13 protein-coding genes are annotated in these 19,493 nt (G+C 56.9%); 3 read left to right on the plus strand and 10 right to left on the minus strand.

Features of this window, described 5'->3' with window-relative positions; all coding sequences use genetic code 11:
- Positions 1-27: 27 nt before the first annotated feature.
- Entirely contained in the window at positions 28-3,162 is a 3,135-nt protein-coding gene (gene lanM / locus PSH88_RS04205; protein WP_305425058.1) for a type 2 lanthipeptide synthetase LanM, read from the plus strand.
- On the opposite strand, the gene PSH88_RS04210 is transcribed toward lanM, so the two are convergent.
- The 7 genes from PSH88_RS04210 to PSH88_RS04240 all read right to left on the minus strand — a co-directional run bounded on the left by PSH88_RS04210 (position 3,089) and on the right by PSH88_RS04240 (position 13,088).
- Positions 3,089-3,781: a GntR family transcriptional regulator gene (locus tag PSH88_RS04210; RefSeq protein ID WP_305425059.1), complete on the minus strand. Its 693-nt coding sequence runs from the start codon at positions 3,779-3,781 to the stop codon at positions 3,089-3,091. The two genes, lanM and PSH88_RS04210, sit on opposite strands and share 74 nt — an antisense overlap.
- Before the next feature lie 26 nt (positions 3,782-3,807).
- A complete protein-coding gene (locus PSH88_RS04215) occupies positions 3,808-4,512 on the minus strand; it encodes a FadR/GntR family transcriptional regulator (protein WP_305425060.1) in 705 nt (234 codons plus the stop codon).
- Positions 4,513-4,565: 53 nt separating this feature from the next.
- Positions 4,566-5,879 (minus strand): C4-dicarboxylate transporter DctA, encoded by a 1,314-nt coding sequence (locus tag PSH88_RS04220; RefSeq protein WP_305425061.1) that lies wholly within the window; start codon positions 5,877-5,879, stop codon positions 4,566-4,568.
- A 406-nt stretch (positions 5,880-6,285) separates the two neighbouring features.
- Positions 6,286-6,840: a hypothetical protein gene (locus PSH88_RS04225; RefSeq protein ID WP_305425062.1), complete on the minus strand. Its 555-nt coding sequence runs from the start codon at positions 6,838-6,840 to the stop codon at positions 6,286-6,288.
- Positions 6,841-6,926: 86 nt separating this feature from the next.
- Positions 6,927-7,499 (minus strand): hypothetical protein, encoded by a 573-nt coding sequence (locus tag PSH88_RS04230; protein ID WP_305425064.1) that lies wholly within the window; start codon positions 7,497-7,499, stop codon positions 6,927-6,929.
- A 229-nt stretch (positions 7,500-7,728) separates the two neighbouring features.
- A complete protein-coding gene (glyA, locus tag PSH88_RS04235; RefSeq protein ID WP_030129473.1) occupies positions 7,729-8,982 on the minus strand; it encodes a serine hydroxymethyltransferase in 1,254 nt (417 codons plus the stop codon).
- Positions 8,983-9,239: 257 nt separating this feature from the next.
- On the minus strand, positions 9,240-13,088 hold the full coding sequence (locus PSH88_RS04240) for a bifunctional diguanylate cyclase/phosphodiesterase (RefSeq protein WP_305425065.1): 3,849 nt from the start codon (positions 13,086-13,088) through the stop codon (positions 9,240-9,242).
- A gap of 286 nt (positions 13,089-13,374) precedes the next feature.
- Between PSH88_RS04240 and ettA the strand changes: the two genes are divergently transcribed.
- Positions 13,375-15,039 carry an energy-dependent translational throttle protein EttA gene (ettA, locus tag PSH88_RS04245; protein WP_305425066.1) on the plus strand — a complete coding sequence of 555 codons (1,665 nt, stop codon included), beginning with the start codon at positions 13,375-13,377 and terminating at the stop codon, positions 15,037-15,039.
- Positions 15,040-15,224: 185 nt separating this feature from the next.
- Here the strand turns inward: ettA and PSH88_RS04250 are convergent, their stop codons facing one another.
- Both PSH88_RS04250 and PSH88_RS04255 read right to left on the minus strand, forming a co-directional pair.
- On the minus strand, positions 15,225-15,719 hold the full coding sequence (locus PSH88_RS04250) for a GreA/GreB family elongation factor (protein ID WP_305425067.1): 495 nt from the start codon (positions 15,717-15,719) through the stop codon (positions 15,225-15,227).
- A 70-nt stretch (positions 15,720-15,789) separates the two neighbouring features.
- A complete protein-coding gene (locus tag PSH88_RS04255) occupies positions 15,790-16,146 on the minus strand; it encodes a hypothetical protein (RefSeq protein ID WP_305425068.1) in 357 nt (118 codons plus the stop codon).
- A 401-nt stretch (positions 16,147-16,547) separates the two neighbouring features.
- Here PSH88_RS04255 and PSH88_RS04260 point away from each other — a divergent pair, with 401 nt between their 5' ends.
- Positions 16,548-17,477, plus strand: a complete 930-nt coding sequence (locus PSH88_RS04260) for a transposase (RefSeq protein WP_305421584.1) — start codon at positions 16,548-16,550, stop codon at positions 17,475-17,477.
- 118 nt (positions 17,478-17,595) lie between these two features.
- Here PSH88_RS04260 and PSH88_RS04265 read toward each other — a convergent pair whose 3' ends face one another.
- Positions 17,596-19,449, minus strand: a complete 1,854-nt coding sequence (locus tag PSH88_RS04265; RefSeq protein ID WP_305425071.1) for an Lnb N-terminal periplasmic domain-containing protein — start codon at positions 19,447-19,449, stop codon at positions 17,596-17,598.
- Positions 19,450-19,493: the final 44 nt, after the last annotated feature.

Raw genomic sequence — 19,493 nt, forward strand, 5'->3', positions numbered from 1 at the left:
CTGCCATTTTGGTCAAGGATGGCAAGCATGTTGGCTGATATTCTGACGTTCCAGGAGCGTGAAACATCGGGCGCGGGAAGTGGAGTCGATGTCGACTTACTGCGCAAGACCATGGAGATGTTGCATAAAGATGATGATGCCGTTATAAAATATTTCGGCATGAACAGGAGTGAGTTGGTTGGGCGGCTCGAAAATGGCACCGAGTATTGTGAGTCGTTACAGCACGCCTCGATAGAAGTTTTGTACAATAAAATTCAACTGATCGTTGCTTTGAGTCATGGTGAGCAGCCATGCAGTACGAGTCAGGAAGCATTTGAAGGCTTTTATAGGGTTTTTTATTGTTACTTCAAGCAAGTGTTTGAGTGTGATAAAAGATATGTCGAAGTTTGTCAGTATTTCAATGCCGAGTCATTGCTGGCCAGTGTCCAGCCTTATGTAATAGCCTGCCTTAAACGTTTGGCGCAAAAGTCCCTTGTTCATTGTCTTAATACGCGAATATCACAAGGTGTCGATACGGACCTGAACACCTTCGAACAGTTTCTTGGTACCCAGTCGATAGGCCCGCTCCTGGCGTCCTATCCGGTACTGACTGACCTGCTGACCCAGCAAATGGAAAGCACATCCGCCTACCTGTACAAAGTCATCTCCCATTTTGCCAAGGACGTCGATGCGCTGGGTCAGCTATTCGCTCTGCGAGGGCAACGAATCGATTCTATCGACCTCGGATGGGGCGATCCCCATGCCAACGGCGAAACGGTCTGTGCTGTTCAGATCGCTACCACTTCGTTGGTCTACAAACCAAGAAGCAACCGCGAAGCGGAGTTCTATGGCGCGTTGATGAGACTGTTGCACGAGAACAACCGTGACGAGTGTTTCTCTGCGCATACCCCATCGTTGATCTGCAGAGACGACCATTGCTGGATCGAAAAAGTCGAGAACCGAGCCTGTGAAACGGTAGGTGATGTGGCGTTGTACTACCGAAGAGCGGGAGCGCAGATTGCGATCGCCCATGCCCTGAATGGCATGGATTTTCACTACGAGAACATCATCGCGTGCGGTAGCAGTCCCGTCATGATCGATCTTGAGTGTCTGTTTACAGCCTCAATGATTGACCTCAAGGGCGACCTGCCCGGTACCAGTGCGTTGTTCAAGACGTTGAAACTGAACGGTCAGTCGATATTCGCGACGGGTTTTGTTCCCTATTCACCTGGCTCTGAAAACGACTTCAGCGGCCTGACCCGACAAAAGCACTTCACCTCAAATGTAGTGCGTCTGGTTCGTGAGCAAGGTTTCTATCACTTGAAACGGGTCAGCATTGAAAAGACGCCGGTTATCCGACACCTTCCGGTTCTCGATGGCCTGCCACGTTCGCTGGAAGACTATCAGGAAGACATTTTTGAAGGATTTGGGTTGGCCTACGATGAGATGATGAAGCATCGGAGCGCGATACTGGCGTTGATCCGTCAGCATGCCAGTGAGTTGAAAACACGGGTATTAATCAAGAATACCCAGCGCTATGTGGACTTCATCGAGTTGACGCTACATCCGCGCTTTATGCAATGCATGCTCCAACGCCAGTTGCTGTTTGCCACGTTGTGGTCGGAGTTGAGCGAAACGCTTATTGCCAAGCATGTTCCTGGTCACGAGTCGGCCGATCTGGAATGGGCAAATATCCCAAGTTTCAGCATGCCTATCGGCTCCAATCGATTGTTCAGCGGTCATGGCGGGTTCGTGGCTGAACTCGACATCGAGAGCCCACTTGAAAGTTGCCGACGAAAGCTGAGCGATCTGTCCGTCAAGGACAAAGCTTTTCAGACACTCATCCTGCGCGAGTGCCTGTTCCCTTCGGACAATGGGGCCATGCCCTTGAATAGGCAGCATCGCCAGAAAGGTGTGCCGGGTATGCGGATGTCGGGCTATCTTGCAGGGGCGCTGAGAGTTGCGGCAGTGATCGAACGGTTGAGCATTGATGGCGAAGACGGGGATGTAGCGTGGTCTTTCCTCAATACCCATCCGACAACTCGACGCTACTACCTTTCGCCCATGAGTAACAGCCTGTACAGCGGCATGGGTGGATTGGCTGTTTTTTACATGAGCCTGTTTCGCGTCAGCGGTCAGCCAGAACACTTGAGCATGGCCGACCGAATTGTCGACTCGATGGCCAGATCCCACGAGCACTTTGACAGCGACATGGCGGTCAGCGCTTATTTCGGCCTGGCGTCTTACCTCTATGTTTTAGTCAACCATCAACAGGTCTTGGGGCAGGATATCCATCGCGCGACCATTGATGACTTATTGCTCAAGCTCGCCGACTTTCCGCGTCAGGATGACGAGTTTGACTTCCTTAATGGATGGTGCGGGACGGTCACGATACTGGTGAATCTGTATCAGCTAGAAAAGCGAGACAGTTTGATCCCACTCATCGAAAAATTCTCGGCAGCCATTCAAGCCGAGCTGCTGAACGAAGAGGGGAGATTTGTGCGCAAGTCCTGTCGAACGCCTTTGCTCACGGGATTCTCCCACGGGATTTCAGGCATTCTCCAGGCGCTCGGCAAAGCTTATGAGTTGACGGGGAATGCGGCGCTCGTCCCGCTGATCGTGGCCTTGTTGAAGGACGAAAACCGCCTGAAAGCCCAAGGGTTCTGGCTGGATCTGCGTGATGCCTCGAAGTCGTCCCACATGACCAAGTGGTGTCACGGCGATGCTGGGATCCTGATCTCCAGGTTGCAACTCAAGAAAGCGCTCAAAGGTGTATTCAGTGTGGAGCTGGGGGCGATCGTCGATAACGATATCAGTCAGTGCGAGCACAATCTCTGGCACCACGGACTTGGTTCCGGCTACAGCCTTTGCCATGGTGACTTCGGTAATCTGGTGTGTTTGCTGGAGCTGTATCGCAGCACGGGAAACAACCAGGGAATTGCGAGGAGCCAGCAGGCGTTCTCCGAGGTCGCAGACAACTTCTTCAATGAAGACTTCATGACGCAAAACAGCGTACCTGTTCTCGGGATGATGCTGGGACTCACAGGGGCAGGTCAGGCGTTGCTGTGTGCGGTAGAGCCGACGTTGCCGAATGTCCTGTCGTTGACGTTTATGGATGCTCGCCCAGCAGCCTCTGTTCAAGATCATCCAGATATTGCGTCATCAAGCGCACTGCTGCACTGACGTCGGTTCGCTCCAGGGCATCCACAAGACGGACGTGCGTCTGCCAGGTGCAAGCGCTACCAGTTTGTCCCTCATGCTGTTGTGCAATCGCCAGCGACGTCAGAGGTACAAGGCTTTCGAGGAAGTGCGCCAACGGGGCGTTATCGGCCATGTTGGCAAGTTGCAGATGGAATTCGCCGGACAGACGGATAGCCGTACCGTGCTGGTCTCGTTCCATGCACTGACGTTGCTCTTCGGTCAATTCACGTAACTTGATCAGCATGCTGGAATGGCGCCGTCGACAGGCGAGTTGAACCAGCGTGCTTTCAACCAGGCGACGAGCATGGAGTACCTGGCGGGTTTGTTCGGGGGAGGGCGCGGCGACTCGGGGGCGGTGATTAGGTCTCAAGATGATGATCTGTTGATGGGACAGGCGCGACAGAACCCGGCGCATGGTGCTGCGGCTGACCCCGAATATATGCCCCAGGCTTTCTTCGGTGAAACGGCTGGAAGGGTTGATGCGTTGCTCAAGGATGGCGTCGAAGATCCGCGGATAGACATCATCCACCGATGGCTTCTCGCTGTCCGTTCGGGAGAAGGGCAGGGCAGTGAATGTCTGTCGTGAGGCGAAGCTGTTCATGGCCTGTCTCCAGTTCGAAGAGGGGGTCAACTGCCGAGGTTATCGTCCGGAATGTTCAGCTCGATGCCCATCCGCTGCCCTTCCCGCAGGATGTGCCGACGCATCTGGGCGCTGGCCTGGGCGCTGTTTTTGCTACGGATAGCTCGCACGACGGCTTCGTTTTCTTCAAGGCGTTCAGCCAGATGCTCAGGCGAATTGCGCAGCACGTCGGCGCTTTGCTTGAGGGCGTTGCTGGTTTGCTGCACCACGCTCTGGAAAATCGGGTTCGAGGTCAGGGCGAACAGCTCCTCGTGGAACGCGATGTAGGCGTTCACGCCCGCCTCGCTGTCGTTGGCCTCAAGGGCTTCGCGCATGTCCATCAGGGTCAGGCGCAGTTGCCCGACTTCCTTGCTGCTGATGGACTGCGCCACCAGGCCGACGATGAACGGTTCGAGGGTGTAGCGCAGTTGCAGCACGTCTTCCAGGCTGGCCCCGGCTACCGCGCTGTCGTGGCTTTGGCTGTCGCTGACGCTGGCCTCCAGCACCACCACGCCTTTGCCCGGCATGGAACGCACCAGCCCGAGGGTTTCCAGCACGATGACTGCTTCGCGCAGGCTCGGGCGGCTGATGCCCAGTTGTTCGGCCAGTTCACGCTGGCCCGGCAGCATTTCGCCGGAACGCCACTGACCGCGGGCCAGTGCGGCCCGAAGTTTTTCTACGACTGAATTTACAACGGTTGACGAGGTAATCACTGTTCGCTCCAAGTCGCGATAAATGTGCCTGCCCTTGAGCAGGCACACGTTGTTTAAAATTCCTGCTGATGCGCCGGGACAACCGGTTTTCTCGGCTGGAAGGTATATCCCACTTGGCCGGAAAGTACTTTGTTTGCCCGTTGGATATCGATGTCCTTTTCCCAGCGAGCGATGGCCACCGTGGCGACGCAGTTACCAATCAAATTGGTCACCGCCCGGCCGATGCCCATGAACCAGTCCACTGCCAATACAAGCACCAGGCCGACCACCGGAATCGCCGGGATCGCCGTCAGTGTCGCCGCGAGAATCACCAGCGCCGAGCCGGGAATTCCGTGGGCACCTTTGGAGGTGATCAGCGACACCAGCAGAATCGTCAGCAGGTCAGTCATGGCCAGCGGCGTACCGGTGGCATTGGCGATGAACACAATGGCCAAGGTCAGATAGATCGAAAAACCATCAAGGTTGAACGAATACCCGGTCGGAATCACCAGCCCCACCGTGGAGCTGCCGATGCCCAGATGCTCAAGCTTGCGCATGATTTGTGGCAGCACGGCGTCGGAAGAAGCGGTGCCCATGACGATCATCAGTTCTTCGCGCAGGTACTTGAGCAGCGGCCACATCTTCAGGCCCGAAAGGCGCATCACCAGGCCGAGAATCAACGTCACAAACGCCACACAGGTCAGATAAAACAAGCCGACCAAACTGCCCAAGTGATGCAACGAATCCAAGCCATATTTGCTGGTGGTGAAAGCGATGGCGCCGAACACGCCGATCGGCGCCAGGCGCACGATCATGCCCATGATGCGGAAGATCACGTGGCTCAGCTCATTGATCAGCCGGGAAATACCCGACGCCGCTTCGCCCACCAGGTTCAGCGCGCTGCCGAACAGCACCGAAAACAGCAGGACTTGCAGAATGTTGTTCTCCGCGAAGGCGCCGATCACCGAAGTCGGGATCAGGTTCATCAGGAACTGGGTGGTGGTGTGCATGTGCTGACCGCGCTGGGCAATGTCGCCGATGTCGGCGGCGGAGAGCTGGTCCAGATGAATGTTCGCGCCGCTGCCAATGCCGGTCGTGAAGGCGAACACCAGGCCGATCACCAAGGCGATGGTGGTCAGTATTTCGAAGTAGATCACCGATTTCAGGCCGATGCGTCCGACCTTCTTCAAGTCGCCGGCACCGCTGATGCCGCTGACCACTACGCAGAACACGATCAAGCCAATGAGCATCTTGATCAGTTTGATGAAACCGTCGCCGAGGGGTTTGAGTTGGGCGGAGTATTCAGGAAGGGCCAGCCCGCAGACGATGCCGAGCACCAGTCCGAGAACCACTTGAAGGAAGATTGAACGCGAGCACCATCTGAGCATGGGAGGAATCCTGGTCGGTGTCCTGGCTGCCGTGCGCGAGACGCATCAGATTCAGGACTTAATTATTGTGGTCTTACCGGTATGTCCAGTGCAGGCGCAGTCTACGCTGGTTTTTTCAGGATTACAAGGGGAAACAGAAAAATTGGCATGACCGGTCTGACCAGTGGCGATGGTCCTGTAGAAGCGGTGTCGGTTTAACATCATTTCTGTTTTGGGATCTTCAACTCAGATGGCTGTGCTGATGCTGACGACTTGAGGCATTTAGAGGCCCCCCGGTGTGTTTGTACCCTTGTGTCCGCATGTGCTCAGGCATGCGTTCCTTGTGAACGCATGCTCGTTAAGTCTGATACTCGTGAAGAGCGTTTATGGTGAGGCATTGGGTGGAAGGACTTCCAGTTCTGTGTCCTTAATAAGGTACATTGCGCTGAAGGATGTTTAGCTTGAAGTCCAGAATGGCTGAACTGCGATTTTGGTTGATGCGAACGAATGTGCCAACCTTGGAATCATATGGGTTGCGGCTGAGTCCTGCTCGTAGCAGATTACCGCCTCGTGTTTGTATTCTTACAGTAGGCGTGTCGTTGTCGAGTTGATCCAGTGTGATGATTTTGCCCTTGGCATCCAGCAGGTTGAATGTCGTCTGGTCCCCATCGTTGGGTGTATAGGCATTTAAAAAATCGTTGTTCTCGTTGCTCAGTGTCATGTAGTAATACACACCGTGGGTAAAGATATACAGTGTGTAGTAGTCGTTCAGACACCTGAAGTAAAAGGTTAATGCGTCTGGGGCAATCTCGGGCTTTAAGAAAAGGTAGTCAGAAACATCCGTGTAGTGATCGAAACTGAAAAATTCGTAGTCCGGTCTTTTTGTGCGAATGGTTTTACCGTATGTCAACTTTGGGAAGTGGGGAGATCCAAAGCGTGTACTTAAAGTCGCAGTAAAGGATTTTTCCTGATCGGTGCTCATGTTTGTACCTTGATGGTTGGGGGATCGACCAGCAATCGCTGTGGTGCCTGTATGACGATGCCGCAGGCGTTGTTCCCGGCGGCCTCTCAGATTTCGTCAGGGTTGCTCAGGAAGGAGGCGTTGCGCTCGATAATGCGTAGCTTGAACACCACGCCTTGCTTCTCGATCTCGGCTAGATAGCTGTAGGGTGCTCCCTTGCGACGGAGAGCGCCGATGTGCCCCGAGTTTCGAGCCTTAAGCCGGACTCTGTGAATATCATTTGGCATGTCTTCCAGCGTCATGATGTTGTTTTGACTGCCCAGGATATTGAAAGAAGTGGTGTCGCTGCCCGCGGGAAGAAATGCGCCAAGCACTCCCGCGGAATCCTTGCTTATACAATGCCCTGTATAGGGGTCGTGAGAACGGATGTATAAGGTGTAATAGTCGTTAGTGCATCGGAAGTAGAGGGTTAATGGCGCAATGGCCTCTATTTCTTCTTGTGCGCGACTGCCCAGTAAGTGAGAGTCGTTGCGTGTTGTTGGGGTGCCAGTATAGAAGCCGCCACTGGCGAATGTGTCGAATCGAATGGCTGGATTTCCATGCAGAGTCTGCAGGAACTCTACATATCGGTTATCCAGTTCCAGTGTTGCAATGAATGATTTTTGTCGGTTGGTAGTCATAAAGTCGTCCTTGGCTTTATTGGTGTGATTGCAGTCGGATAGTAATCGTTTTTGTAGGGTTGAAGTGGCTGTTATGTATTTCTATATGTTGGTTGTTTTGTTTTTGTTAAGTGTTTAAATAAGCAATCAATCGGTAAGCAATGGGCGAGTGTATAGATAATATGGGTAAAATTGCAGGCGAAAAAAAACCCGGCTGATCAGCCGGGTTTCTTTATGTTACGAGTTGCAATTAAGCGCCATACACCGGCAGCTTCTTGCAGATAGCCTTGACCTTCTCACGAACGGCATCGATCACCGCTTCGTTGTTCAGGTCAGCCAGGATGTCGCAGATCCAGCCGGCCAGTTCTTTGCACTCTGCTTCCTTGAAGCCGCGAGTGGTCACTGCCGGTGTACCGAAACGCAGACCGGAGGTGACGAACGGGGAGCGTGGATCGTTCGGTACCGAGTTCTTGTTCACGGTGATGAACGCTTTGCCCAGTGCGGCATCGGCGTCTTTACCGGAGATTTCCTGCTTGATCAGCGACAGCAGGAACAGGTGGTTCTGAGTACCGCCCGACACCACGTCGAAACCGCGCTCGATGAACACGCCGGCCATGGCCTGGGCGTTTTTCACCACTTGTTGCTGGTAGGCCTTGAACTCAGGCTGCAGCGCTTCCTTGAAGCAGATCGCCTTGGCAGCGATCACGTGCTCCAGCGGGCCGCCCTGGGCGCCCGGGAATACCGCGGAGTTCAGCTTCTTCTCGATGTCGGCGTTGGCGCGAGCCAGGATCAGACCGCCACGTGGACCGCGCAGGGTCTTGTGCGTGGTGGTGGTCACGACGTCAGCGAATGGAACCGGGTTCGGGTAGACGCCAGCGGCGACCAGACCGGCCACGTGAGCCATGTCGACGAACAGGTAAGCGCCAACTTTGTCAGCGATAGCGCGAAAGCGCGGGAAGTCGAGGATCTGCGAGTAGGCAGAGAAACCGGCCACGATCATTTTTGGCTTGTGTTCAACCGCCAGACGCTCGACTTCGTCGTAGTCGATCAGGCCGTTGGCGTCGATGCCGTACTGAACAGCGTTGTACAGCTTGCCGGAGGACGAAACGCTGGCACCGTGGGTCAGGTGACCGCCGTGGGCCAGGCTCATGCCCAGAATAGTGTCGCCCGCTTGCAGCAGGGCCAGGTAAACGGCGCTGTTGGCTTGGGAACCGGCGTGTGGCTGAACGTTGGCGTAATCGGCGCCGAACAATTCTTTGGCGCGGTCGATGGCCAGTTGCTCAACCACGTCGACGAACTCGCAACCACCGTAGTAGCGCTTGCCCGGATAACCTTCGGCGTACTTGTTGGTCAGTACCGAGCCTTGAGCTTCCATCACCGCTGGGCTGGTGTAGTTTTCCGAAGCGATCAGCTCGATGTGTTCTTCCTGGCGCTGAGCTTCTTGCTCCATGGCGGCAAAAAGGTCGGCGTCGTACTTGGCAATAGTCAAATCACGGCTGAACATGGCGGTCCTCAAGGATCGGGGGCAGAAAAGGGAGGCATTCTAACCCAATGGGTTTTAGATGGCATATGAAAGGACATCATGTCGCAGACAAGTGGTGTTCATGCGCGGGATTTATGGTGTCCAGGCTGGCCAGTGTCAGGTGATCGTTCCCACGCTCTGCGTGGGAATGCCTCATTGGAGGCTCTGCGTCCGCTTCGGCATGTGACGCGGAGCGTCACGGGCTACATTCCCACGCAGAGCGTGGGAACGATCAAGCTTCAGTCGAGCATGAACAACGCATCATTGCTGAATTGCGCCTCAAACCGACTCGCCGGCATGGGTCGTCCAAACAGATACCCCTGAACCTCATCGCAACCATGCTCACGCAGGAAGTCGAGCTGCTCGTGGGTTTCCACGCCTTCGGCGATCACCGCCAGATTGAGGCTGTGGGCCATGGCGATGATTGCCCGGGCAATTTGCGCATCCTGTTCACCCGAGGGCAGGCCATCGACGAAGGTACGGTCGATTTTCAGCACATCGATCGGGAATTGCTTGAGGTAGTTGAGCGATGAATAACCGGTGCCGAAGTCATCGACTGCGATGCTCAGGCCGAGGTTTTTCAACCCGGCGAGGATCTGCATCGCCTCACTGACTTCGCGCATCAGGATACTTTCAGTCAACTCCAGCTCAAGGCACGCCGGCGGCAGGCCGGTTTCCTTGAGGATGGTGGCGATCCGGGTGCCGAGTTGCCCGTCGGAGAACTGCCGGGCCGAAATATTCACCGAAACCTTTGGCACCCGCACCTTGGTCTGGTGCCAGGTCTTGAGCTGACTGCAGGCTTCGCTGATCACCCAGTCGCCGACGTCCACCACCAGCCCGAGCTCTTCGAGCACCGGAATGAAATCCCCCGGCGGCACCAGACCGCGTCGTGGGTGGCGCCAGCGCAGCAGGGCTTCGGCGCCGGTCAGACGCTTGCCGTCGCCACTGAATTGCGGCTGGTAGTACAGCACGAATTCGTTTTGTTCCAAGGCATGACGCAAGTCGCTTTCCAGCTCCAGACGTTCCAGGGCGCTGGCGTTCATGTCGGCCTGATAGAACTGGAAGTTGTTCTTGCCGCGCTCCTTGGCGTGGTACATCGCGGTGTCGGCGTTCTTCATCAGCTGACTGAGTTCGCTACCGTCCTGAGGACTCAGGGCGATGCCGATACTGGCAGTGACAAAAAACTCGCGGCCTTCCAGCACGAACGGCTTCACCAGGCTGGCGAGGATCTGTTCGGCCACATGAATTGCCCGGTTCAGCGCGATCTCCCGGTTGACCCGCGGTTGCAGCAGCAACGTGAACTCATCGCCACCCATGCGCGCCACGGTGTCGTCATCGTCGACGCAACCGAGCAGGCGTGTGGCCATTTCCTTGAGCATACGGTCGCCGGCGGCGTGGCCCAGGGAGTCGTTGATCGGCTTGAAACGGTCGAGGTCGAGGAACATCAGCACCACCCAGGACTTCTGCCGCTCAGCCGATTGCAGCGCGGTGTGCAGGCGATCCTGGAACAGCGTGCGGTTGGGCAGGTGGGTCAGGGCGTCGTAATAGGCGAGGCGGTGAATCCGTTGCTCACTGGCCTTGCGCTCGCTGATGTCGCTGAAGAAACACACGTAGCTGGCCAGATCGCCTTCATCGTCGAGCACCGCTGTAATCCCGACCCAGGCCGGGTAATGCTCGCCGTTGCGACGCTTGAGCCAGACTTCGCCTTCCCAGGTGCTGTGCTGATGCAATTGCTTGAGCACATAGCGCAGATGGGCTTCCTGCTGCTCATCGACGGTGAGCATGTTCGGCAACTGGTCGAGGACCTGGGCCACCGCATAGCCGCTGACGCGACTGAAAGCCTCGTTGGCCTGGACGATGTAGCCGGCCGGGTCAGTGATCAGAATCGCCGAGGTCGAGTGCTCGAATACCGTGGCCGCCATGCGCAGGTCTTTCTCGGCTCGACGTTGCTGGCTGATGTCGCGGCCGACCCCGAGCACACCTTCGAAGGCACCGTGTTCGTCCCAGACCAGCACCAGGCGCAACTCGATAGGGATCTTGCGTCCGTCGGCCCGCAGGCAGTCGAACAGAAACAGCTGGGTCTGCACCTGGCTGCGTAGCAGCGCCAGTTGTTCGGGTTTATCCAGCGCTTTGCTGACCCGGTCCATCAGGCTGTAGATGCCGGTCAGTTGTTGCGGATTGGCGATGGTCGATTGCCATCCGTTCTGGAATATCCAGTCGGCGTCAAAGCCCAGCACGGCTTGAACTGAGGGGCTGACGTAGTTGAGCGACATCTTGCTGTCGGTGGAGAAAATTACGTCACTGATGCTTTCGGCGAGCATCCGGTAGCGTTGCTCGCTGTCGCGCAGGGACTCACTGGCTTCGATCTGCTCGGTGATGTCCTTGGCCACGCCAATGATGCGCGTAACCTGATCGTGTTTGTCCCGCGCCAGGGCCTGCTCGCGAATATCGAAACGCCGCCATTTGCCATCGCGATGGCGGAAGCGCAGCTGGCATTGCATCAGTTGGGTGTAACCCGCGTGACGTTGGGACTGGCGTGATCGGTGGTAGTAGTCGGCATCCTCGGGGTGCAACAGGATTTCCCAGAAATACTCGCCCATCTGGTGCAGTTCGGTGCGGTTGTAACCCAGCGTTTGCCCCAGGTGATGGTTGCTGAAGATCATCCGCTGGCTGATCACATCCTGCACATACAGATGATCCGGCACGGTGCGCACTACGTCGGACCAGAACCCTTCACGCTCCAGCAGCGACAGCTCGATGAGTTTGCGGCTGGTGATGTCGCTGATGCTAAGGATCACCGCCTTGTAGTCGGCCTGATCTTCCGGCAGACGCAGCACCAGCCAAAAATGCTGGTCGCGGCCATTGGCGTCCTGAAGCTTGATTTCCAGCTCAAGCTGTTTTTGCTGGTGGAGCACCGCTTCGAGCACTTGATTGCCGATGGCCGTGCAGTCCAATGGGGAGCCGTCGATCAGCAGTTTCCAGGCTTGATCGCAGGAATTGACATTGAGCAGCTGCAGGGCGACCTGGTTGACCTCGGTAATGCGCAACTCCTGCAGCAGTTGCTGGCGCTGCTCCGGTGTCTCGAGCCAGGCCTTCAACTGCTCGCTGCTGTTGAGTTGAGCCCTGTCGAAGATACTTTTGAGCCCGGACAGGTCGAGCACACACAGCGCAACGCCGGTGCCTTCGAAAATGTCCTGATAGCGTCGACGGCCTTCATGCAGTTGGCGTTGACGGCGACGAATGTTCAGCAGAGCGATGAACGGCAATAAGGAGAGGGCCAGGCCCAGCAGGCATTTGCCGATGAACGCCGGCAGCAGGTGTTCGATCACCCGTTGCCGGTCGAACAACCCGCGCAATTGCCAGTCGCTGCTGCTCAAGGGAACTGTCAGCACGCTGTTGGCCAGTTCGTCGGCTGTCAGCACGGCAGGTTTGGCCGAGGGCTGGGCGTCATCGCGGCTGATGATTTGATGATTGATGCGGTTTTCTACCAGCCACTGGGGGCGGATGCCAACGTCACCCTGTTTGGTCAGTGAGGAGAAAAACGTCGGCGTCAGGCGCAGGACCCAATAGCCGCGGGTACTGCCGCTGGCCTGATGCAGGAGCAGGTGCACCACCGAACCGTCGTCGGCATTGCTGAAATAATGGGCCTGGGCGCGGCTGCGTTGAACCAGTTCGCTCAGGTAATGGGCATCCGGGCTGTCGGCGGCACTGTCGCTGAGGATTTTTCCGGAGGGACTGAGCAGCGCCAGGCTGCGCAGGTCGGGCAGCGATTGCTGCAGTTTGCGCAGCAACGCCTGCTGTTCGTCGGGGCTTTGTGGTTGTTCGATGATCGGTAGCAGGTTCAGGGCGATCTGGGCATTGAGTGCCATGTTGAGGCTGACTTGCGCAGCCAGATCGGCGGAGTAGTCGATGGTGTACTGGCGCTGGTTTTTCTGGGTTTCGCGAAGCTGATCCAGCAACTGCCAGAACAGCAGTGCGAGCAGCAACAGCACGAGGGTCGCCAGCGCGCCCTTCAAGGTTCCGCGCAGGGGCGAGCCAGTCGCAGGATTGAGTGCGCTCACGGACGATGGCGGAGAGACATTAGACAAACTGTAATCCTGCGGTTTGGCTGGACTGGCGCGACGTGCACTATAAGCCGGACGCCCGAAGGGCGGCTAGCATGCCTTGAGTTGTGGCTAAGTGCCAGTCCCGCTCGGCTGGACTGCCTTCTATCAATAAGGTAGCTTTGCCGGTTACGCGGGAGCGTTCCAGCTCCTAGAATCAGGTTTTTTTCAGCGCGCACGCTTTGATACCCATCAAACGAACGACGCGCATGGCCTGGCCGGGCATCGCCTGCGCTCCAATCATTCATCAGTCACTGACCCAAGGTTCTCCATGGCTCAATACGTCTTCACCATGCATCGGCTGGGCAAAGTTGTTCCGCCGAAGCGGGAAATCCTGAAAAACATTTCGCTGTCGTTCTTCCCAGGCGCCAAAATCGGCGTACTCGGTCTCAACGGTTCGGGTAAGTCCACGCTGCTGAAAATCATGGCTGGCGTCGATACCGAGTTCGACGGTGAAGCCCGTCCGATGCCGGACCTGAACATTGGTTACCTGCCGCAGGAGCCGATTCTGGATCCGACCAAGACCGTGCGTGAAGTGGTCGAGGAAGCGGTCAGCGTGATCAAGGACGCTCAGGCGCGTCTGGACGAGGTTTACGCGGCCTACGCTGAACCGGATGCAGACTTCGACAAGCTGGCGGCAGAACAGGCCAAACTTGAAGCCATCCTGCAAGCCAGCGACGGTCACAACCTGGATCGCCAACTGGAAGTCGCCGCTGATGCACTGCGCCTGCCAGCGTGGGATGCCAAGGTCGAATTCCTGTCCGGTGGTGAAAAGCGTCGTGTGGCCCTGTGCCGCCTGCTGTTGTCCGCACCGGACATGCTGCTGCTCGACGAACCGACCAACCACCTGGACGCCGATTCCGTCGCCTGGCTGGAGCACTTCCTGCACGATTTCCCGGGCACCGTGGTTGCGATCACGCACGACCGTTACTTCCTGGACAACGTCGCCGGCTGGATCCTCGAGCTCGACCGCGGTGCTGGTATCCCGTACGAGGGCAACTATTCGGGTTGGCTTGAAGCCAAGTCCGATCGTCTGGCGGCCGAATCCAAGCAGCAGTCGGCTCACGAAAAGGCCATGAAGGAAGAACTGGAGTGGGTGCGCAAAGGCGCCAAGGCCCGCCAGTCCAAATCCAAGGCTCGTCTGCAACGCTTCGAAGAAATGCAATCGCAGGAATTCCAGAAGCGCAGCGAAACCAACGAGATCTACATCCCGGCCGGCCCGCGCCTGGGCGACAAGGTCATCGAGTTCAAGAACGTCAGCAAGGGCTACGGCGATCGCGTGCTGATCGACAACCTGTCGTTCTCCATGCCTAAAGGCGCCATCGTTGGCGTGATCGGCGGTAACGGTGCCGGTAAATCGACCCTGTTCCGTATGCTGATGGGCAAGGAAACGCCGGATTCGGGCTCCATCGAAGTCGGCGAAACCGTGCAGCTGGCGTGCGTCGATCAGAGCCGTGAAGACCTGGACGGCAGCAAGACTGTGTTCCAGCAAATCTCCGACGGTTCCGATCAGATTCGCATCGGCAACTACGAGATCCCGTCGCGCACCTACGTGGGGCGCTTCAACTTCAAGGGCGGCGATCAGCAGAAGTTCGTCAAGGACCTGTCCGGTGGTGAGCGTGGTCGCTTGCACCTGGCCCTGACCCTGAAAGAGGGCGGCAACGTCCTGCTGCTCGACGAACCGTCCAACGACCTCGACGTTGAAACCCTGCGTTCCCTGGAAGAAGCCCTGCTGGACTTCCCGGGCGCCGCCATTGTGATCTCCCACGATCGGTGGTTCCTTGACCGCGTCGCGACTCACATCCTGGCGTACGAAGACGACTCGCAAGCGGTGTTCTTCGAAGGCAACTACACCGAGTACGAAGCCGATCGTCGCAAGCGCCTTGGCGAAGCGGCTGCCCAGCCACACCGGGTACGCCACAAAAAACTGGCCTGATTTCAGGTTGGTTGCATAAAAAAACGGAGCCTTCGGGGCTCCGTTTTTTTATGGGCGTTCAGTAAGACCGAGGCGCGGCTATCGCGGGCAAGCCCGCTCCCACAGGGATCTGTTTCAGGCTCGGATTTTGAGAACGTTCGAGAACCCTTGTGGGAGCGGGCTTGCCCGCGAAGGCGTCATCGAATTCACCCAATCGCAATGGCCAGAACCTCAATCACCAAATCCCCCGCCGGCCGCTTCCACAACACTTCATCGCCCACCTGCGCCCCGAGCAACGCCCGCCCCAGCGGCGAGCTCCAATTGATCAAGCCATGGGCGGCATCCGCCTGGTCTTCTCCGACCAATTGCACGCGCTGCTCATGACCGTGCTCGTCGGCAAAGGTCACCCAGTTGCCGATCTGCACTTTATCGACCGAGGAGGCCTGCGCGACCACTTGGGCGCTTTGCAGGCGCTGCTTGAAGTAGCGCCAGTCGCGATCGAGGTCGGCCTGGCGCTGCTTGTCGGCCAGTTCGCCTTTGGCGCTTTCCTCATCAAGCAGTTTTTGCAGTTCGGCGACTTTCGCCTGAAGCTGCGCGAGGCCCGCTGGCGTGACGTAATTGGGCTGCGCGCTGACCTGCCGTTCGACTGGCTGATCGGTTTGTGCAGCAGCGTTATCTTCATTGACGAAGGCGCGACTCATGCTGTTCTCCCGTTATAGGGTTTGGGCCATGGTCGCAGGCTTTAAGTTTCGACGAATGTCTGTAAACGACTTATTGCGAGCGATAGGCTCGCGCGGCGTCCCTGTCTTTCTGTTGTTGCCAGGCCCGTTCGCGCTCGTCCCAATGGCGTTCCTTGTACTCGTTACGATCCTCGTTTTCACGCATGGCCTGGCACTGACGGAAGCCATCGGTCCAGCCTTCGGCGTATTGCTTGTCCTTGAGGTAACGCGGGACATTCTTGCGAAACTCGCCAGTGATCGCCCCGGCGGCTTGCCGGCCACTGCTGCAACCGTCATCGAAGCCATCGGCGAACGCCGGCGGATAACCCTTGGCGATCAGATCCTCGTGGGTCGACTGGCATCCCGTGATCATTACCAACAACCCCAATACACCCACGCAACGCCACATCTCGGACTCCTGGACCGTTCAACGGCCTATAAGGGAAGTCTAGAAGCGGAACTGTCGGGTGTGTGTGAAAGGCTTGTGATTAATCTGTGGGCTTACAAGGATTCCATGTGGGAGCGGGCTTGCTCGCGAAGGCGGTGTGTCAGTCAACATTTATATCGACTGACACTTCGCTTTCGCGAGCAAGCCCGCTTGTGTCTTGCGCAGGACTTAGACTGAAGATGAGAGCGGTGAGTGGCAAGCTGAACGCCCGGAGTGCTAGCAGCACGTGTGGGAGCCCATGCTGCCATTCACCTCTCCACTCTGGTTATTGAGCCCGAACAGTTGAACGAGCCGACCTCGAACATTACAAGCGTGGAGCCCAACCAGAGCGCTCTCATTTATGAGTGTAAGAGGGTTTAGCCATGTTTTCCTGCGCAGGCATTGATGTTTCCAAAGACAGTCTGGAAGTCTGGATTAATTCGCAAGGCATTGGTGCGAGTTTTCCGAACAGCGCCAGTGGTTTCCCGGTGCTGATTGATTGGTTAAAAGGCTTCGAAGTCACCCGCGTGTTACTGGAAGCCACCGGTGGCTACGAGCGGGGGCCCATGAAGGTGCTTCAAAGGGGCGGCTTTGACGTCTTACGAATCAATCCTCGTCGGGCGAAAGATTTTGCCAAGGCAATGGGTTATCGCGCTAAAACAGACGCGATAGATGCGCGGCTTCTCGCCGAATTTGCAACGATTATAAAGGACGCCGATAGCCGTATCACCAGCGCCGAACAGGACAATTTGCGTGCGCTGGTACAGCAACGCGAAAACTTTGTTCAGCAGCAAAGTGACGACAGGCGGCGTATCAAAACGGCTTCTGTCGACTCGATAAAACCCTTGTTGCAAAGCCATATCGACTATTTAGATCAGGCAATAAAGTCGATAGAACAGCTGATCTGCCAAAGCGCCAAAGACCTGGACAGTGAAAAAATTGCCCGCTTGCGCTCGGTTAAGGGACTAGGGCTCGTGACCGCAGCCAGCATCATGGCCTACCTGCCTGAGCTGGGAGAGGTTGGACGGCACGAGATCGCAGCACTGGCAGGGATCGCCCCTTACAACGACGACAGCGGCAACCACGAAGGGCCTCGTCATATAAGCGGTGGCCGATTTGCCGTGCGACGTGCGATGTACATGGCCAGTTGGGCTGTGATTTTGCGACAACCCGAGTTCAAAGCCCGATATGACGCGCTTCGCCTGAGAGGTAAATGCGCGAAAGTGGCGCTGATCGCCTGCATGCGGGTGTTGTTGATAAGGCTGAACGCGATGATCCGTGACCAAACTGAGTGGAGAGAGCAGGCAGCCTAAACAGACTGCTTGCTCATTTGGGAAATCACATGGTTTGAGACTGTGGAAGTTCGGCTGCCCTTTGATCAAACTTCAAAATAAAAGACATCAAGACAGTTGCTCCCACAAGGGATTTGCGTCAATAGTGATACCACTTCACCTCAAGCATCACTTCGTTTTCGGGCGAAGCCAGGTGGCTGAATTCACGCTGGGCGCTCAGGCGCACACCCAGATTGCGCGACAGTTCCCACTGCTGATTCAGGCTCACACTCCGGCGCACTTCGCCATTGGTGAAGTAATCGCCCTTGGCTTCCAGGCTGAAGTTGCCCAGCGGGTTTTTCCACAGCAGACCGCTGTTGAAGCCCGCGGCCGGTGCGATGAATTGCGCAAAGTCATTATTGTGCTCTACGCGCACGGTACCCAAGGCGAAACCGAGCATGTCGTCACCCAGTTGCCAGGTCCCGCCGCCACCGCCGTTGACATGGCTGACCAGGGTTTCGTCATCATGCTTGCCCGGTACGCGCTCCAGGCCACCGGTGACTTGCCATGACAGCGGTTGCAGCAATTCATTGCGAGGCGTCAGCGAGCGGATGGTCGCCAGATCCAGTTGCTGCAACTGCCACTCATTGCCTTCGTATTGACGCAGCTTCATCTGCAGAATTTCGATCTGCGCACCGAGGGGGAAGCTTTCCATGTTGTCATTGAGGTCGTGATAGGCCATGCGCAGGCCATATTCGCCGAAGGCCTTGTCGCCCCGGGTGCCGATGCCGGCCTGCCAGGTGCGGGACTCATGACCGTCCTCGGGCAGGCCGGGTTGCGGAATTTTCAGCTCCGGGGGCGGGTTTTGATTGATTGCTCGCAGCAATTCGAAACTGCGTTGGGCCCGTTGCGGGTCACGTTCCTGGCCATTGGCGCGATAACGCTCCAGACGATAAGCCGCATCAATGATCAACGCCTGACGGTCGCGAGGTAGAGCCTTGAACGCCGGGGTCTGCAATTGTTTCTGATCGGCACTGACTTTCAGCACCCACTCCTGCTCTTCGGAGGTTAATGGCTCGGCACGGCTTAGCAGTTCACGCTCACGGGACGGGCGATACTCGATCGATTCCACCAGCCCGGCTTCTTTCACCGCTTTTACCGTGTCGGTGGGGATGGCCGTCAACGGGAATTGCTCGGTCAACTGCAGGCTCGGCCGTGCCACTTGCAACAGCTCAAGCAGGCGGTAGGAGCAGTTTTCGTCGAAGAAGAAGTAGTCGAACTGGATCTGCTTGAGCTCCCAGACGTGCTCGACCATGCGCTCGGTTTCCTGCTGGGTCAGGTTCAGGCGGTATTCCCACAGATCGCGGTTCTCGAGGCTGCGGTATTCAGAGAGTTTTTCCTGATACGGCACCAGCGCAAACAGCCCGGGATAACCGCCCATCAAGCCTTTCCAGGCGTACAGAATGCTGTTGTCCGAACCTTCGATGTAGGCGCCGAAGTTGATCGCGTAACTGAGCAGCGACGTCTTGTCGCTCTGCACATTGGCCTGATCGATGCGCAGCAAGGTGTGGCCGAACATCGACGATGGGCTGTTCAGGTAGGCCGCCGGAAAAATCATCACCGCGCTATGGGGCGAAACGTCCTTGAACCATTGCTTGAACTCAGCACAGTCCGGCGTCGGCAGATCGCTCAGCTCAAGTTGCGCCTTGAGCCAGCGGGTGCGGGCCGGATAAACGCATTGGGCATGCTGCTCACCGGCACTGGCCGGGGCATACAGTGCCTGCACGGTCGCCGCCAGTTCACGGTCGGGATGTTCGTTGCCCTCGGGGGCGAGAAAGAATTTCTTGTCGCTGACATAGCTGCGCCAGCCACCGAGCTTGGCGGTTTCGTAATGCCCCAGGGAAATCCAGAAGGGGTCGTTGGCCAGTTGCTGCAAACGTTGATTGTCGATATGTGGCGCGGCGGACAGCGGGGCGCAGACACAGAGCGCCAGCCAGGCAAGGCGTTTGAGCATAGTGAGCAACTTAAGCCGAAAGAAACAAAGACCCAAAGGGGCAG

Source organism: Pseudomonas wuhanensis (genome assembly GCF_030687395.1).
Lineage (GTDB): Bacteria > Pseudomonadota > Gammaproteobacteria > Pseudomonadales > Pseudomonadaceae > Aquipseudomonas > Aquipseudomonas wuhanensis.

Coding starts and splice junctions, on each gene's coding strand:
- PSH88_RS04230 (WP_305425064.1), bottom strand. CDS start 7,499: ATGACTACCAACCGACAAAAATCATTCATTGCAACACTGGAACTGGAT.
- PSH88_RS04255 (WP_305425068.1), bottom strand. CDS start 16,146: ATGTGGCGTTGCGTGGGTGTATTGGGGTTGTTGGTAATGATCACGGGA.
- PSH88_RS04265 (WP_305425071.1), bottom strand. CDS start 19,449: ATGCTCAAACGCCTTGCCTGGCTGGCGCTCTGTGTCTGCGCCCCGCTG.
- PSH88_RS04250 (WP_305425067.1), bottom strand. CDS start 15,719: ATGAGTCGCGCCTTCGTCAATGAAGATAACGCTGCTGCACAAACCGAT.
- PSH88_RS04225 (WP_305425062.1), bottom strand. CDS start 6,840: ATGAGCACCGATCAGGAAAAATCCTTTACTGCGACTTTAAGTACACGC.
- PSH88_RS04220 (WP_305425061.1), bottom strand. CDS start 5,879: ATGCTCAGATGGTGCTCGCGTTCAATCTTCCTTCAAGTGGTTCTCGGA.
- PSH88_RS04210 (WP_305425059.1), bottom strand. CDS start 3,781: ATGAACAGCTTCGCCTCACGACAGACATTCACTGCCCTGCCCTTCTCC.
- PSH88_RS04260 (WP_305421584.1), top strand. CDS start 16,548: ATGTTTTCCTGCGCAGGCATTGATGTTTCCAAAGACAGTCTGGAAGTC.
- lanM (WP_305425058.1), top strand. CDS start 28: ATGTTGGCTGATATTCTGACGTTCCAGGAGCGTGAAACATCGGGCGCG.
- glyA (WP_030129473.1), bottom strand. CDS start 8,982: ATGTTCAGCCGTGATTTGACTATTGCCAAGTACGACGCCGACCTTTTT.
- ettA (WP_305425066.1), top strand. CDS start 13,375: ATGGCTCAATACGTCTTCACCATGCATCGGCTGGGCAAAGTTGTTCCG.